This window comes from Streptomyces sp. Xyl84 (genome assembly GCF_059731885.1).
On record NZ_AP029182.1, the window covers coordinates 4481030 to 4496204 of the forward strand.

General features: G+C 74.4%; 11 protein-coding genes, 1 tRNA gene and 1 pseudogene. 9 read left to right on the plus strand and 4 right to left on the minus strand.

Annotated features, from left to right (window positions below; genetic code table 11):
- Positions 1 to 147 precede the first annotated feature (147 nt).
- The 4 genes and pseudogenes from AC6I72_RS19465 to AC6I72_RS19480 form a co-directional block, all read left to right on the plus strand.
- A complete protein-coding gene (locus tag AC6I72_RS19465; RefSeq protein ID WP_498002293.1) occupies positions 148 to 1041 on the plus strand; it encodes an FAD binding domain-containing protein in 894 nt (297 codons plus the stop codon).
- On the plus strand, positions 1038 to 3371 hold the full coding sequence (locus tag AC6I72_RS19470) for a 2Fe-2S iron-sulfur cluster-binding protein (protein WP_498002295.1): 2334 nt from the start codon (positions 1038 to 1040) through the stop codon (positions 3369 to 3371). The genes AC6I72_RS19465 and AC6I72_RS19470 overlap by 4 nt, the downstream gene beginning before the upstream one ends.
- A complete protein-coding gene (locus tag AC6I72_RS19475) occupies positions 3368 to 5686 on the plus strand; it encodes a xanthine dehydrogenase family protein molybdopterin-binding subunit (RefSeq protein WP_498002297.1) in 2319 nt (772 codons plus the stop codon). Before AC6I72_RS19470 ends, AC6I72_RS19475 begins: the two co-directional genes overlap by 4 nt.
- A gap of 393 nt (positions 5687 to 6079) precedes the next feature.
- A pseudogene (locus AC6I72_RS19480) lies at positions 6080 to 6652 on the plus strand (SUKH-4 family immunity protein); the annotation flags it as partial.
- A gap of 93 nt (positions 6653 to 6745) precedes the next feature.
- Here the strand turns inward: AC6I72_RS19480 and AC6I72_RS19485 are convergent.
- Positions 6746 to 6817, minus strand: a tRNA-Cys gene (locus AC6I72_RS19485).
- A 227-nt stretch (positions 6818 to 7044) separates the two neighbouring features.
- Here AC6I72_RS19485 and AC6I72_RS19490 point away from each other — a divergent pair.
- From AC6I72_RS19490 to AC6I72_RS19505, 4 genes are all read left to right on the plus strand, one after another.
- Positions 7045 to 8547 (plus strand): MFS transporter, encoded by a 1503-nt coding sequence (locus tag AC6I72_RS19490; protein WP_498002299.1) that lies wholly within the window; start codon positions 7045 to 7047, stop codon positions 8545 to 8547.
- A gap of 305 nt (positions 8548 to 8852) precedes the next feature.
- On the plus strand, positions 8853 to 10643 hold the full coding sequence (locus tag AC6I72_RS19495) for a DEAD/DEAH box helicase (protein WP_498002301.1): 1791 nt from the start codon (positions 8853 to 8855) through the stop codon (positions 10641 to 10643).
- A gap of 335 nt (positions 10644 to 10978) precedes the next feature.
- Positions 10979 to 11620: an IclR family transcriptional regulator gene (locus tag AC6I72_RS19500; protein WP_037862647.1), complete on the plus strand. Its 642-nt coding sequence runs from the start codon at positions 10979 to 10981 to the stop codon at positions 11618 to 11620.
- 30 nt (positions 11621 to 11650) lie between these two features.
- Positions 11651 to 12445: a S16 family serine protease gene (locus AC6I72_RS19505; RefSeq protein WP_498002303.1), complete on the plus strand. Its 795-nt coding sequence runs from the start codon at positions 11651 to 11653 to the stop codon at positions 12443 to 12445.
- A gap of 101 nt (positions 12446 to 12546) precedes the next feature.
- Here the strand turns inward: AC6I72_RS19505 and AC6I72_RS19510 are convergent, their stop codons facing one another.
- The 3 genes from AC6I72_RS19510 to AC6I72_RS19520 form a co-directional block, all read right to left on the minus strand.
- Positions 12547 to 12759: a hypothetical protein gene (locus tag AC6I72_RS19510; protein WP_498002304.1), complete on the minus strand. Its 213-nt coding sequence runs from the start codon at positions 12757 to 12759 to the stop codon at positions 12547 to 12549.
- Between the two features lie 11 nt (positions 12760 to 12770).
- Positions 12771 to 13355: a helix-turn-helix domain-containing protein gene (locus tag AC6I72_RS19515; RefSeq protein ID WP_498002305.1), complete on the minus strand. Its 585-nt coding sequence runs from the start codon at positions 13353 to 13355 to the stop codon at positions 12771 to 12773.
- 70 nt (positions 13356 to 13425) lie between these two features.
- A complete protein-coding gene (locus tag AC6I72_RS19520; RefSeq protein WP_037862645.1) occupies positions 13426 to 13893 on the minus strand; it encodes an Lrp/AsnC family transcriptional regulator in 468 nt (155 codons plus the stop codon).
- 125 nt (positions 13894 to 14018) lie between these two features.
- Between AC6I72_RS19520 and hppD the strand changes: the two genes are divergently transcribed.
- Entirely contained in the window at positions 14019 to 15167 is a 1149-nt protein-coding gene (gene hppD, locus AC6I72_RS19525; RefSeq protein ID WP_498002307.1) for a 4-hydroxyphenylpyruvate dioxygenase, read from the plus strand.
- The last annotated feature ends 8 nt before the right edge of the window (positions 15168 to 15175 follow it).

A 15175-nucleotide genomic window follows, 5' to 3' on the forward strand; every position in this document is an offset into this window, starting at 1 on the left:
CCCCGATGAGGTGGGCGAATGCCTCCCGGCGGACCCGTGTCCGCGAGCCCTGCGAAGATGTGCCAGAGTTGCCACGTCCGCCCTGTCAGGCCGTACCGTACGGCAGCACGGGTGGGACCAGTGGGGCAGCGGGAAGGGGCAGCCGGTTTGACCACGCACGCACCACAGGCGGCGCAGGCCGTCACGCTGCCCACGACGCTGGACGAGGCGGTGGCGGCACTCACCGCCATGCCCGCCGCCGTGCCCGTGGCGGGCGGCACCGACCTCATGGCCGCCGTCAACTCCGGGCAGCTCAGGCCCGCCGCGCTGGTCGGCCTCGGCCGGATCAGCGAGATCCGCGGCTGGCAGTACCAGGACGGGCACGCACTGCTCGGCGCGGGCCTCACGCACGCGCGCATGGGCCGCCCCGACTTCGCCGCCCTGATCCCGGCGCTGGCCGCCGCCGCGCGCGCCGCCGGTCCGCCGCACATCCGCAACGCCGGGACCCTGGGCGGCAACATCGCCTCGGCCGCCCCCACCGGGGACGCGCTGCCGGTGCTGGCCGCGCTGGAGGCCACCCTGATCGTCGCGGGCCCGGGCGGGGCCCGCCGCGAGGTCCCGGTCTCCCACCTGCTGGCCGGCGTGGAGATGCTCCGCGGCGGCGAACTCATCGGCTACGTGCGGCTGCCGCTGCTGCACGCCCCCCAGGTCTTCCTGAAGGCGACCGGCCGCACCGGACCCGGCCGCGCGGTCGCCTCCGTGGCGCTCGTCCTCGACCCGGCCCGGCGCGGCGTGCGCTGCGCGGTCGGTGCCATAGCGCCGATGCCGCTCAGGCCGCTGGACGCCGAGCAGTGGGTGGCCCAGCTCATCGACTGGGACAACAACCGCGCGATCGTCCCCGAGGCGCTGGACGCCTTCGGCGAGTACGTGGCCGCGGCCTGCATCCCCGACCCCGTCCCGGCGGAGGACGGCTCGGTGCAGCAGCTTCCGCCCGCCGTACTGCACCTGCGGCGCACCGTCGCCGCGCTGGCCCGACGAGCACTGGGGAGGGCGCTGTCGTGACCGACGACCAGCACGGACAGGGCGCGCCCCACGGCGGCGGCCGCTGGGACCCGTTGCCGCAGGGCGACTACGACGACGGCGCGACCGCGTTCGTGAAGCTGCCCGAGGGCGGCATCGACGCCCTCCTCGCCGCCGACAGCCCGCTCGCCGCGCCGGGACACGGCTACGTGCCGCCGCAGATAACGGTCACGTCCGCCCCGGCCGAGGCCACCGACCCGGCGGCCACGGGCAGCTGGGCCGTGCCCGCGCAGGGCGCCGGGTGGCCGGACCCGAACGCGGTGCCGCGGCGGGGCGACGAGGGGACCGGGACGGGCGCGGACGAGGCGTTCACCTACCGGCCCGAGGCGACCCAGCAGTGGAACTTCCAGGAGGTGCAGGGGCATCAGGAGGCCCCTGGGCACCAGGCGGCCCCGGCTCATCAGGGTTTCCCCGGGCACCAGCAGATCCCCGGCCACCAGGAGATCCCCGGCCACCAGGAGATCCCCGGACATGGGGAGATCGACGGGCACCAGGAGGTCCCCGGGCATCCCGGGGGCCGGCCCGGCGGGGCCGCGACCGGGCACGACGTGACCGGGCAGTGGTCGATTCCGGTCGCCGGCGGTGACATCCCGGACGAGTCCGGCGAGTTCACCACCTCGTCCCTGATCGAGCAGTGGGGCGGCACGCCGCCGGCCACCCTTCCCGGCGGCGCCCCCGCCCCGTGGGCCACGGAGACCTCCGGGCACGCGTGGGGCCGGCCGGCGCAGGAGCCCGCCCCGGGCGCGTACGGGAGCGACCCGTCCGGCCGGTCGTACGGTGCCGGACTGCCCGCACCGGCCCCCGGACACCCGGCGCCGGAGCACCCGGCTCCCGAGCACCCGGCCTCGCAGCATCCGGCTCCCCACCCCGCCCCCGAACACCCCGCCCCCGAACACCCGGCCGCCGGGCACCCGGTGGACGTCCCCGGGCACCACACGGAGGCCGGGCCCGCGCCCGCGTCGCGGACGGCACCGCAGGCGCCCCCCGGCACGCCCGAGGAGGCACCGGCGCCCGAGGCGCCCGCCGCGGTCCGGGAACCGTCCGAGCACCAGGAGCCGTCCGGCCACCAGGAGCCCTCCGAGGACCAGGTGCCTGCCGCGCCCGAGGCGCCCACCGGGCTCGTGACGGACCCGGACCCGGCGCCGCACGCCCCGGGCACCGCGCCCGCCGCCGGGCACCAGCCGGAGGAGGACCCGCGGGAGCGGCCCGCCGACGCACCGGAGGCCGGCGGAGAGCACGCGGAGGCCGGCGGAGAGCACGCGGAGACCGGCGGAGGGCGGACGGAGGCCGACGGAGGGCCCGTGGCGGCCGCCGGCGGCTCCGCTGAGCCGCCCGCCGCTCCCGCCCCGGCCGAGGACGCCGCCGCGGAACCCCGGGCCGCCCAGGAGCCCGCCACGGCCCCGGAGGCCGGCGCAGGGCCCGCGGAGACCGACGGCGGACCCGGCCCGGCCCCCGACGCGGACGCGGCGGCGGACGCGGACGCCGGTCCGCAGGAGCCGCCCGCCCGGCCGGACACGTCGGCCGAACCGGACCCGCAGGGCCCGCCCGCCGCGCCGCCGCAGGACGAACACCCCCTCGCCTCCTACGTGCTGCGCGTCAACGGCGTCGACCGGCCCGTCACCGACGCCTGGATCGGCGAGTCGCTGCTGTACGTGCTGCGCGAGCGGCTCGGCCTCGCGGGCGCCAAGGACGGCTGCTCGCAGGGCGAGTGCGGCGCCTGCAACGTGCAGGTGGACGGCCGCCTCGTCGCCTCGTGCCTGGTACCCGCCGTCACCACCGCGGGCAGCGAGGTCCGTACGGTCGAGGGCCTGGCCGCCGACGGGCAGCCCTCGGACGTGCAGCGGGCGCTGGCGCGCTGCGGCGCCGTGCAGTGCGGTTTCTGCGTGCCCGGCATGGCGATGACCGTGCACGACCTGCTGGAGGGCAACCCGGCGCCGACCGAGCGGGAGACCCGGCAGGCCCTGTGCGGCAACCTGTGCCGCTGCTCGGGCTACCAGGGCGTCCTGCGGGCGGTCGGGGAGGTCGTCGCCGAGCGCGAGGCGTCCGCCGCCGAGCACCTGGAGACCGAGCACGGCGGGGCCGGGCAGACCGAGCACAGCGGGGCGGAGCACGGGGAGGCGGGTGCCGGCGAGCCCCGCATCCCGCACCAGGCGGGCCCCGGCGCGGGCGGCGTCCACCCGTCCGCCTTCGACACGCCCGATCCGCACGCCCCCCACGAGCCCCCGCACGCCCCCCACGAGCCCCCGCACGCTCCCCACGAACCACCGCACCACCCGCACGACCCCTACGGCCAGGACGGAGGCCAGGCGTGAGCAACGAAGCCGCCACCGCCGCCACCGCTTCCGCTGCGGAGACCGCGCCCGCGTCACCGGAACCGCTGCCGCACGGCATCGGCTCCTCGCTGCCGCCCGCCGACGCCCGCGCCAAGACGGAGGGCACCTTCCCCTACGCCGCCGACCTGTGGGCCGAGGGCCTGCTGTGGGCGGCCGTGCTGCGCTCGCCGCACCCGCACGCGCGCATCGTGTCCATCGACACCTCCCACGCGCGCGAGATGCCCGGTGTCCGCGCGGTCGTCACCCACGAGGACGTGCCCGGCCGCCCCGTGTACGGCCGGGGCGTGGCCGACCGGCCGGTGTTCGCCTCCGACGTCGTACGCCACCACGGCGAGCCCATCGCCGCCGTCGCCGCCGACCACCCGGACACCGCGCGGATGGCCGCCGCCGCCGTCATCGTCGAGTACGAGGTGCTCGACCCGGTGACCGACCCGGAGCACGCCTTCGAGGCCGAACCCCTGCACCCCGACGGCAACCTGATCCGGCACATCCCGCTGCGCCACGGCGACCCGGAGGCGGCCGGCGAGGTCGTCGTCGAGGGCCTGTACCGCATCGGCCGCCAGGACCCGGCACCCATCGGCGCGGAGGCCGGGCTCGCGGTCCCCCGCCCCGACGGCGGCGTCGAGCTGTACGTGGCCTCCACCGACCCGCACGCCGACCGCGACACCCTCGCCGCCTGCTACGGCCTGGCCCCCGAGCGCGTGAAGATCGTCGTCACCGGTGTGCCGGGCGCGACGGCCGACCGCGAGGACCAGGGCTTCCAGCTCCCGCTGGGCCTGCTGGCGCTGCGCACCGGCTGCCCGGTGAAGCTGACGGCGACCCGCGAGGAGTCGTTCCTGGGCCACGTGCACCGCCACCCGACCCTCCTGCGCTACCGCCACCACGCGGACGCCGAGGGCAGGCTGGTGAAGGTCGAGGCGCAGATCCTGCTGGACGCGGGCGCCTACGCCGACACCTCCGGCGAGGCCCTGGCCGCCGCCGTGTCCTTCGCCTGCGGCCCCTACGTCGTCCCGCACGCGTTCATCGAGGGCTGGGCGGTACGCACCAACAACCCGCCCTCGGGCCACGTGCGCGGCGAGGGCGCCCTCCAGGTGTGCGCCGCCTACGAGGCGCAGATGGACAAACTGGCCAGGAAACTCGGCGTCGACCCGGCCGAACTGCGCCTGCGCAACGTGCTGGCGACCGGCGACGTCCTGCCCACCGGGCAGACGGTGACCTGCCCGGCCCCGGTGGCGGAACTGCTCCAGGCCGTCCGGGACCACCCCCTGCCGCCGCTGCCCAAGGACACCCCCGAGGACGAGTGGCTGCTGCCCGGCGGCCCCGAGGGCGCGGGCGACCCGGGCGCGGTGCGCCGGGGCGTGGGCTACGGCCTGGGCATGGTGCACATGCTGGGCGCGGAGGGCGCCGACGAGGTCTCCACGGCCACCGTGAAGGTCCACGACGGCGTCGCGACCGTGCTGTGCGCGGCCGTCGAGACCGGCCAGGGCTTCACCACGCTCGCCCGGCAGATCGTCCAGGAGACGCTGGGCGTCGACGAGGTCCACGTGGCCCCCGTCGACACCGACCAGCCCCCGGCCGGCGCGGGCTGCCGCGGCCGGCACACGTGGGTGTCGGGCGGTGCCGTGGAGCGGGCGGCGAAGATGGTCCGCACCCAGCTCCTGCAGCCCCTGGCGCACAAGTTCGGCATGTCCACCGAACTGCTCCAGATCACCGACGGCAAGATCACCTCCTACGACGGCGTGCTGTCGACCACGGTCACCGAGGCCATGGAGGGCAAGGAGCTGTGGGCGACGGCACAGTGCCGCCCGCACCCCACGGAGCCGCTGGACGAGGCCGGCCAGGGCGACGCCTTCGTGGGCCTCGCCTTCTGCGCCGTCCGCGCGGTGGTGGACGTGGACATCGAACTGGGCTCGGTACGGGTGGTGGAGCTGGCGGTGGCCCAGGACGTGGGCCGGATCCTCAACCCCGCGCAGCTCGCCGCGCGCATCGAGGCGGGCGTCACGCAGGGCGTGGGCATCGCCCTCACGGAGAACCTGCGCACCCCGCGCGGCCTGCTCCGCCACCCCGACCTCACCGGCTACGCGCTGCCGACGGCCCTGGACGCGCCCGACATCCGGATCGTGAAACTGGTCGAGGAACGCGACGTCGTGGCCCCCTTCGGCGCCAAGGCGGTCAGCGCGGTCCCGGTGGTCACCTCGCCGGCGGCGATCGCCTCGGCGGTGCGCGCCGCCACCGGCCGCCCGGTCAACCGGCTGCCGATCCGCCCGCAGGCCGCGGTCGTCACCGGCAGGTGACCCCCCGTTCCCCGGGCGTTCGCGCAGGCCGGGGGCGTTGTCAGTGGGGCGGCGTAGTGTGCTGGGCAGTGGGGACGACGGTGCCCGCCCGCCGCGTGCGGGCCCGGCCGCGCCCCGCCCCGGACCGTGCCCCGCCCGCGTCCGGGAACCGTTCGGCACGGGGGACACGGGGGACAGATGAGCACGACCGGCACCGCCACCGCGGTGATCGCCTTGCCCGAGGCGGGCCTCGGCCCCTGCGCGGGCCTCGAACCGACTGCCGGTCTTGAGCCGTACGCCGGTCTCGGACCCCACGCCGCCCTCGGACCGCGCGCAGGTCTTGAGCCGTGCGTCGGCCCCGTACCGCGTGCCGGTCTCGGACCGCACGCCGGTACCAGACCGCACGCCGGCCGCGGCCGGTTCGGCCCGGATGCGGTCGCCGAGGCGTCCCGCAGGCTCCTCACGGTGTCCTGTGCGGGTACGGGCGGCGGCGAGGCACCGCCGTTGCGGCAGACCGCCGCCCCGATCCGCCGCCCGGCCCTGATCGCCGGTCCCGGCACGCGCTCGGGCCTCACCCTCGACCTGCCCGCCCGCCTCCTCGAGGAAGAGTTCGGGCGCGGCCGCGTCGCCCGCTTCGAGGACGTCGACTTCCCCGCCACGCTCACCCACGAGCCGACCCGCCGCTTCCTGCGCGAGACGGGCCTGCCCGAGGACGGCCTCCTCTTCCGCCTGGACACCGACATCCCGCTGCCCACCCTCGCCGAGTACTACGCCGACAAGGAGTCAGCGGGCCTCCCGCCGACCGGACTCCCGCTCCCGGCCGACCGGTTGATACGCCTGGGCCGTCTCGCCGAGGACAACACCCTGGTGCTGGACGGCGGTACGGGCGCGGTGTGGAACCGGAGCGAGCCCGAGGCCGCGCTCCGCCCACTCGACACGGACGTCTCCGTCCTCGCCTTCACCCTCTGGCTGCTGCACCGCAAGAGGCGGACCGGTTTCCAGACCGAAGCGGGCGGAGCGCCCTGAAGCACACCGCCCGCCGCATCCCCCGAGGCATCACGGCCCGGGGGCCGCACCAGGAGGCCGTGGCGGGAATCGAACCCGCGTAAGTCGCTTTGCAGGCGACTCCCTGAACCACTCGGGCACACGGCCGTGTTCGCGACGCCGACTGCTCGTCCCGGACTCGGTTCACCGACCGTAGGGCGGGCGCGGGCGGTGACTCAAGGAGAAAGCGGGCGCCGCAACGGGACTGCCACACGCCGTTCATGAAAGGGACGGGGAAGGAGGACGCCGTGCGTCCGGTCGTACGACCAAGGTCCCGGGCCGGGACCGACTCCCGACAGGGGTCAAAGCCGCTTGCGGACCTTACCCTGACGACCATGACCGCCCTCGAACCACGCGACACCGACGTCGCAGGCATCCCTGAGCCACGCAAGACGCCCGCCTCACCGGAGGTCGCGGCCGAGGACACCGGCTCGGTGCTCGGCCGCGCCCACCGGGCACTGAGCATCGGCATCGTCTCCGTCGTCCTGCTGATCGCCTTCGAGGCGACCGCCGTCGGCACCGCGATGCCGGTCGCGGCGCGCGAGCTGGACGGGGTGTCGCTGTACGCCTTCGCGTTCTCGGGGTACTTCACGACCAGCCTGTTCGGGATGGTGCTCGCCGGACAGTGGTCGGACCGGCGCGGCCCGCTGGGCGCGCTCACCGCCGGCATCGGCGCGTTCGCCGCCGGTCTGCTGCTGGCCGGGACGGCGGGCACGATGTGGGTGTTCATCCTGGGCCGGGCCGTTCAGGGACTCGGCGGCGGACTGGTCATCGTCGCCCTGTACGTCGTCGTCGGACGCGCCTACCCCGAGCGGCTGCGCCCGGCGATCATGGCGGCGTTCGCGGCGGCCTGGGTGGTCCCCTCCATCGTCGGGCCGCTCGCCTCCGGCGCGGTCACCGAGCACCTGGGCTGGCGCTGGGTGTTCATCGGCATCCCCGTGCTGGTGGTCCTCCCGCTGGCGATGGCCCTGCCGCAGATACGGCGGCGGGCGTCCGGCCCGGTGGCGGAGGGCGGCGAGGACGCGCCGCCGCCCTCCGCCCGGCGGCGCATCCGGCTCGCCCTCGCCATCTCGCTCGGCGCGGGACTCCTCCAGTACGCGGCCCAGGACCTGCGGTGGGCGGCGCTGCTCCCCGCGGCGGCGGGCGCCGCACTGCTGGTGCCGGCCGTGCGCGGGCTGCTGCCGCCCGGCACGTACCGGGCGGCGCGCGGACTGCCGTCCGTGGTGCTGCTGCGGGGCGTCGCCGCCGGTTCCTTCATCGCCGCCGAGTCCTTCGTTCCGCTGATGCTCGTCACCCAGCGCGGGCTGTCCCCGACCCTGGCCGGGTTCTCGCTGGCCGCCGGCGGCGGCACCTGGGCCCTGGGCTCGTGGGTGCAGGCCCGGCCGCGCGTGGCACCGTACCGGGAGCGGCTGATGACGCTCGGGATGGTGCTGGTCGCCGCGGCCATCGCCACCGCGCCGAGCGTGCTGATCCACTCCGTGCCGGTGTGGACGGTCGCCGTCGCCTGGGGCTTCGGCTGCTTCGGCATGGGCCTGGTCATCTCCTCCACCAGCGTGCTCCTGCTGCGCCTGTCCGCCCCCGAGGAGGCCGGGGCCAACTCGGCGGCCCTCCAGATGTCCGACGCCCTCTCCAACGTCCTCCTGCTGGCCGCGGGCGGCGCCGCCTTCGCCGCGCTGGGCGGCGGCACGGTGTCCCACGCGACGACGACGGCCGCGACGGGCGGTTCCGGCGCCCACCCGGCCGCGTTCGCGGCGGTGTTCCTGCCGATGGCGTGCGTGGCGCTGGCGGGGGTGTGGGTCACCGGCCGGCTGCGGACCGGCGAGGGGGACGAGCGGTGACGCGGAGCCCGCGCGGCCGGTGAAGGGGGGCGGCGTGGCGGGTGACGCCCGCAGGCCGTGGGGCGCCCCGCGGCCCGGATCGCGCGGGCCGGACGCCGACGGCCGGTACCGGTGATCTGTGACCCGCGTCGCACCCGTGCCGGGTGGAGTGTCGTCGGCTCCGGTGACGGGTGAGGACACCGGTAGGGTGGCCCGGTTGTCATACGTAGCCGAGACCGACCCGCACCACGAACCCGGAGACCGTGACTACCGCCCGCCCGTCGCCCGCCACCACCCTCAACGGAGGGCCCTCCGGGCCCACACCCATGTCTGCCAACTCCTCGCACTCGCACCACCTCTCGCCCGCCTTCCCCGGCCGTGCCCCGTGGGGAACCGCCAGCAAGCTGCGTGCCTGGCAGCAGGGCGCCATGGAGAAGTACATCCAGGAGCAGCCGCGCGACTTCCTCGCGGTCGCCACCCCGGGCGCCGGGAAGACCACCTTCGCGCTGACCCTCGCCTCCTGGCTGCTGCACCACCACGTGGTCCAGCAGGTGACCGTGGTCGCACCCACCGAGCACCTGAAGAAGCAGTGGGCCGAGGCCGCCGCGCGCATAGGCATCAAGCTGGACCCCGACTACAGCGCGGGCCCGCTCGGCCGGGAGTACCACGGCGTCGCCGTGACGTACGCGGGCGTCGGCGTGCGCCCCATGCTGCACCGCAACCGCGTCGAGCAGCGCAAGACCCTCGTCATCCTCGACGAGATCCACCACGCCGGTGACTCCAAGTCGTGGGGCGAGGCCTGCCTGGAGGCGTTCGAGCCCGCCACCCGCCGGCTCGCGCTGACCGGTACGCCGTTCCGCTCGGACACCAACCCCATCCCGTTCGTCACGTACGAGGAGGGCAACGACGGCATCCGCCGCTCGGCCGCCGACTACACCTACGGCTACGGCTCCGCCCTGAGCGACGGCGTCGTCCGCCCGGTCATCTTCCTCTCCTACAGCGGCAACATGCGCTGGCGCACCAAGGCCGGCGACGAGATCGAGGCCAGGCTCGGCGAGCCGATGACCAAGGACGCGGTCAGCCAGGCCTGGCGCACCGCGCTCGACCCGCGCGGCGAGTGGATGCCGTCCGTGCTGCGCGCCGCCGACCAGCGGCTCACCGAGGTCCGCAAGGCCATCCCGGACGCCGGCGCCCTGGTCATCGCCTCCGACCAGGACTCCGCCCGCGCCTACGCCAAACTGATCCGCGAGATCACCGGCCGCGGCGCCACCGTCGTGCTGTCCGACGACACCGGCGCCTCGAAGAAGATCGACGAGTTCAGCGACGGCGACGACCGCTGGATGGTCGCGGTCCGCATGGTCTCCGAGGGCGTCGACGTCCCCCGCCTCGCGGTCGGGGTGTACGCGACGACGATCTCCACCCCGCTGTTCTTCGCGCAGGCCGTCGGCCGTTTCGTACGGTCCAGGCGGCGCGGCGAGACCGCCTCCGTCTTCCTGCCGACCATCCCCGACCTGCTCACCTTCGCCAACGAGATGGAGGTCGAGCGCGACCACGCCCTCGACAAGCCGAAGAAGGAGGGCGAGGAGGACCCCTACGCCGAGTCCGAGAAGGAGATGGACGAGGCGAACAAGGAGCAGGACGAGGACACCGGCGAGCAGGACATGCTGCCCTTCGAGGCGCTGGAGTCCGACGCCGTCTTCGACCGGGTCCTCTACGACGGCGCCGAGTTCGGCATGCAGGCCCACCCCGGCAGCGAGGAGGAACAGGACTACCTCGGCATCCCCGGCCTGCTGGAGCCCGAGCAGGTGCAGCTGCTGCTCCAGAAACGGCAGGCGCGGCAGATCGCGCACAGCCGCAGGAAGCCGGACGACGAGGCGGACCTGCTCGAACTGCCCGCCGAGCGGCGGCCGGTGGTCACCCACAAGGAGCTGATGGAGCTGCGCAAGCAGCTCAACACCATGGTCGGTGCCTACGTCCACCAGAGCGGCAAGCCGCACGGCGTGATCCACACCGAGCTGCGCCGCGTGTGCGGCGGCCCGCCGAGCGCGGAGGCCACGGCCGGGCAACTGCGCCAGCGCATCGCCAAGGTGCAGGAGTGGGCGACCCGGATGCGCTGAGGGGCGCAGCAGCGCAGTCCCCGGTGTTCCGGGACGTGTGAGGACCTTGTGCAGAGGTGTGCGGTACGTATCGGGACGTACGCGAACAGTTCCCGTCGGGCACTGCCCGGATTCTGGACGGAGCCTTCCGCTCAGCGAACCGGCTTCGCTACTGTCCCGCTACGCACACGCCCCGTGGCAGCGCCGCCGCGGAGCGCAGCCGTGAAGCGACTGAGTCCGGGAGCGCCCCGGACCGCCGGCCGATCGGCGGCCTCTGTCGCGCGTCACTGACGGGACTCGGTGACGCATCCGCCGCGAGGAGCGCCGCCGACCTCACCACTGAAGGAGTGGGCGTCGTGACCGCGGAGACATCCCAGACGCTCGACCGGGGACTGAGGGTCCTCAAACTGCTGGCCGACACGGACCACGGGCTGACCGTCACCGAGCTGTCCCAGAGACTGGGCGTGAACCGGACCGTCGTCTACCGGCTCCTGGCCACCCTCGAACAGCACGCGCTGGTCCGCCGCGACCTGGGCGGACGCGCCCGCGTCGGACTCGGGGTGCTGCGCCTGGGCCGCCAGGTGCACCCCCTGGTGCGCGAGGCGGCGCTGCCCGCGCTGCGCTCCCTGGCCGAGGACATAGGCGCGACGGCGCACCTGACCCTGGTCGACGGCGCGGAGGCGCTCGCGGTCGCCGTCGTCGAACCCACCTGGACCGACTACCACGTGGCCTACCGGGCGGGTTTCCGGCACTCCCTGGACCGGGGCGCGGCGGGCAAGGCGATCCTCACGGCCCGCCGCCAGCCGGCCGCCGAACCCGGCTACACCCTCACCCACGGCGAACTGGAGGCCGGCGCCTGCGGGGCGGCGGCGCCGCTGCTCGGCGTGAGCGGGGTCGAGGGCAGTGTCGGCGTGGTGATGCTCGCGGACGCCGTGCCCGACCGGGTGGGGCCGAGAGTGGTGGACGCCGCCCGTGAGGTGGCCGAGGCACTCAGGTGACCGTGACACACCGTCGCGTAGATTGAACCCGTGCTCTCTCGCCTCACACGCCCCCAGGCCCTCACCGTCTGCGCGCTGCCCGTCGTGGCTCTGATCGCCACGGCGGTGTTCGCGCCGCTGCCGTTCTCGGTGGCGCAGCCGGGGTCGACGGCGAACGTGCTGGGCACCTTCAAGGGCAACCAGGTGATCACGATCTCGGGTGCGCCCGTCCGGAACACCTCGGGCCAGCTGCGGATGGTGACCATCGAGGCGACCGGTCCGGACGCGCACATCTCGCTGGGCGACGTGATCGACGGCTGGTTCGCCACCGACCGTGCCGTCATGCCGCGCGACGCCGTCTACCCGAGCGGTGACAACGTCCGGCAGATCGAGCAGCACAACGCGGCGCAGATGAAGCAGTCGCAGGACGCGGCGACCCAGGCCGCGCTGAAGTACCTCGGCAAGTCCGGCCAGAAGATCGACGTGAAGCTCGACCTCGCCAACGTCGGCGGCCCGAGCGCGGGCCTGCTGCTCTCCCTCGGCATCATCGACAAGCTGCACGGCGACGGCGCCGGCTCGGACCTCACGGGCGGCCGCACGATCGCGGGCACCGGCACGATCAGTCCCGACGGGACGGTGGGCGCGGTCGGCGGTGTCGCCCTCAAGACGCAGGCCGCGCGGCGGGACGGCGCCACGGTCTTCCTCGTCCCGAAGGACGAGTGCAAGGACGCCGGAGCGGAACTCCCCAAGGGCCTCCGACTGGTCCCGGTGACCACCCTGAAGGGCGCGCTCGGAGCCCTGACCGCCCTGCGCGAGGGCAAGGAGTCGGCCGTACCGAGCTGCTAGGTGTGCTGTCCCGGGACGCCTGGCACGCCCTCTCGCCGCACCGGACGAAAGCCCGAGTGGTGCCGGGGCCGGACGAGGCGGGCCGGTGAGCCTTTCCGGCGCTAGGCGGTCACGGCCTTCACGGCGGCGGGGGAGGCGGTGGCCAGGCGCAGGCCGACCTCGACGAGGGTCCAGCCGAGCCGGCCCCGCAGGTCGCGCGGCCCGCGCCGGCGCTGCTGTCGGCGTACGCCGTCGGCCAGACGGTCGGCCGCGGCCTCGGCGTGGAGTTCGGCGGCGAGGACGTGGTGCAGGACGAGGTGGGTCTCGGGATGCATCGGGCTGCCCTTCAGGCCGTGCGGGTGGGGAAGAGGTGGGTGTGCACGCGGACCTGCTCGCGCTCCGGGGTGCCCTCGGCCGGGGCCAGGGCCCGGTAGCTCTCGACCAGCGCGTGCATCTTCTCGATGAGGTCGAGGGCGAGGGCGGGCGTGAGGTGCAGGGTCCAGTCGCTCATGTCGGAGGCGCTGGTCCACGCCTCGGACCAGGTGTTCTTGCCGGCGATCCAGGTCGCCAGTTCCCGGGTGTGCTGGTTGGCGATCTCGTGCAGGAAGAGGTCCGCGGCGCCGCGGACCGCCGGGTCGGGGTCCTTGAGCAGTTCCTCGTCGAAGCTCACGCCCCCGTCCGCCGCCTGCCACCAGCGTTCCCTGCCCTTGCCGTGTCCCGGCGCGTCCTCGACGAAGCCGTGGGCGGCGAGCTGGCGCAGGTGGTAGCTGGTGGCACCGCTGGACTCGCCGAGTTTCTCGGCCAGCCGGGAGGCGGTGGCGGGGCCGCCGTGGCGCAGCGCGGTGAGCAGCTGCATCCGCAGCGGATGGGCCAGTCCCCGCAGGGAGCGGGCGTCGAGTCGGCGGACGGCGGGCTGCTGGGGCTCGGTCATGGATGCAAAGATAGCCTTGCAAAGAACTCCTTGCAACTAGTTCTTTGCAACCGGTCCTCTGCGTGATGCGCTACTCCTCCGCCGCCTGCTCCACCAGCGGGATGATCCGCAGCGGCACCGGGTTCTCCATCACGATCGCCGTGGACGCGCGGACGATGCCCTCGATCCCGACCACCCGGTCGATCACACGCTGGAGGTCGGCGTTGGAGCGGGCCACCAGCCGGCACAGCATGTCGCCGGTGCCGGTGGTGGTGTGCAGTTCCAGCACCTCCGGCACGGTCGCCAGGTGGGCGCGCACGCCCGCGCCCTGCCCCTGCCGGATCTGCAGCGTGGCGAAGGCCGTGACCGGATAGCCGAGCGCGGCCGGGTCCACCTCCGGGCCGAAGCCGCGGATGACCCCGCCCGAACGGAGCCGGTCCAGGCGGGCCTGGACCGTCCCGCGCGCCACCCCCAGCCGCCGGGACATCTCCAGCACGCCGATGCGCGGCTCACGCGCCAGCAGCACGATGATGCGGCCGTCCAGATGATCGATCGCCATGAGCCCCGCCTCCCAGGTGGTCATCCTGTACAGACAGCCCGCCGGTGCCGGGCTTTCACTGCTCACTTTGCCCAGTGAATACGCGAACTATTGCGCACCTTGCGGACCCGGGTGACGCTTCCGCCATGACGCAGACCACACAGCACACTCCCGACGAGACCGCTCGGCAGGCCGACCCCTTCCCGGTCAAGGGAATGGACGCGGTCGTCTTCGCCGTGGGCAACGCCAAGCAGGCGGCGCACTACTACTCCACCGCCTTCGGCATGCAGCTGGTCGCCTACTCCGGACCGGAGAACGGCAGCCGCGAGACCGCGAGCTACGTCCTGGAGAGCGGCTCCGCCCGCTTCGTGTTCACCTCGGTGATCAAGCCCGCCACCGCCTGGGGCCACTTCCTCGCCCAGCACGTGGCCGAGCACGGCGACGGCGTCGTCGACCTCGCCATCGAGGTCCCGGACGCGCGCGCCGCGTACGCCTACGCCGTCGAGCACGGCGCCCGCTCCGTGGCCGAGCCGTACGAGCTGAAGGACGAGCACGGCACCGTCGTCCTCGCCGCGATCGCCACCTACGGCGAGACCCGTCACACCCTGGTCGAGCGCACCGGCTACGACGGCCCGTACCTGCCGGGCTTCACGGCCGCCGCCCCCATGGTCGAGCCGCCCGCCCAGCGCTCCTTCCAGGCGGTCGACCACTGCGTCGGCAACGTCGAACTCGGCCGCATGAACGAGTGGGTGGAGTTCTACAACAAGGTCATGGGCTTCACGAACATGAAGGAGTTCGTGGGCGACGACATCGCGACCGAGTACAGCGCCCTGATGTCGAAGGTCGTGGCCGACGGCACCCTCAAGGTGAAGTTCCCGATCAACGAGCCCGCGATCGCCAAGAAGAAGTCCCAGATCGACGAGTACCTGGAGTTCTACGGCGGCGCCGGCGTCCAGCACATCGCGCTCAACACCAACGACATCGTGCACACGGTCCGCCAGATGAGTGCCGCCGGCGTCCAGTTCCTGGACACCCCGGACTCGTACTACGACACCCTCGGCGAGTGGGTCGGCGACACCCGGGTGCCCATCGACACCCTGCGCGAGCTGAAGATCCTCGCCGACCGCGACGAGGACGGCTACCTGCTGCAGATCTTCACCAAGCCGGTCCAGGACCGCCCGACGGTGTTCTTCGAGATCATCGAGCGACACGGCTCCATGGGCTTCGGCAAGGGCAACTTCAAGGCCCTGTTCGAGGCGATCGAGCGCGAGCAGGAGCGCCGCGGCAACCTCTGATCAGCGCT

Excerpts from the sequence above, each read along its gene's own strand:
- AC6I72_RS19490 (WP_498002299.1), top strand. The coding sequence starts at position 7,045 with ATGACCGCCCTCGAACCACGCGACACCGACGTCGCAGGCATCCCTGAG.
- AC6I72_RS19495 (WP_498002301.1), top strand. The coding sequence starts at position 8,853 with ATGTCTGCCAACTCCTCGCACTCGCACCACCTCTCGCCCGCCTTCCCC.
- AC6I72_RS19510 (WP_498002304.1), bottom strand. The coding sequence starts at position 12,759 with ATGCATCCCGAGACCCACCTCGTCCTGCACCACGTCCTCGCCGCCGAA.
- AC6I72_RS19515 (WP_498002305.1), bottom strand. The coding sequence starts at position 13,355 with ATGACCGAGCCCCAGCAGCCCGCCGTCCGCCGACTCGACGCCCGCTCC.
- AC6I72_RS19520 (WP_037862645.1), bottom strand. The coding sequence starts at position 13,893 with ATGGCGATCGATCATCTGGACGGCCGCATCATCGTGCTGCTGGCGCGT.
- hppD (WP_498002307.1), top strand. The coding sequence starts at position 14,019 with ATGACGCAGACCACACAGCACACTCCCGACGAGACCGCTCGGCAGGCC.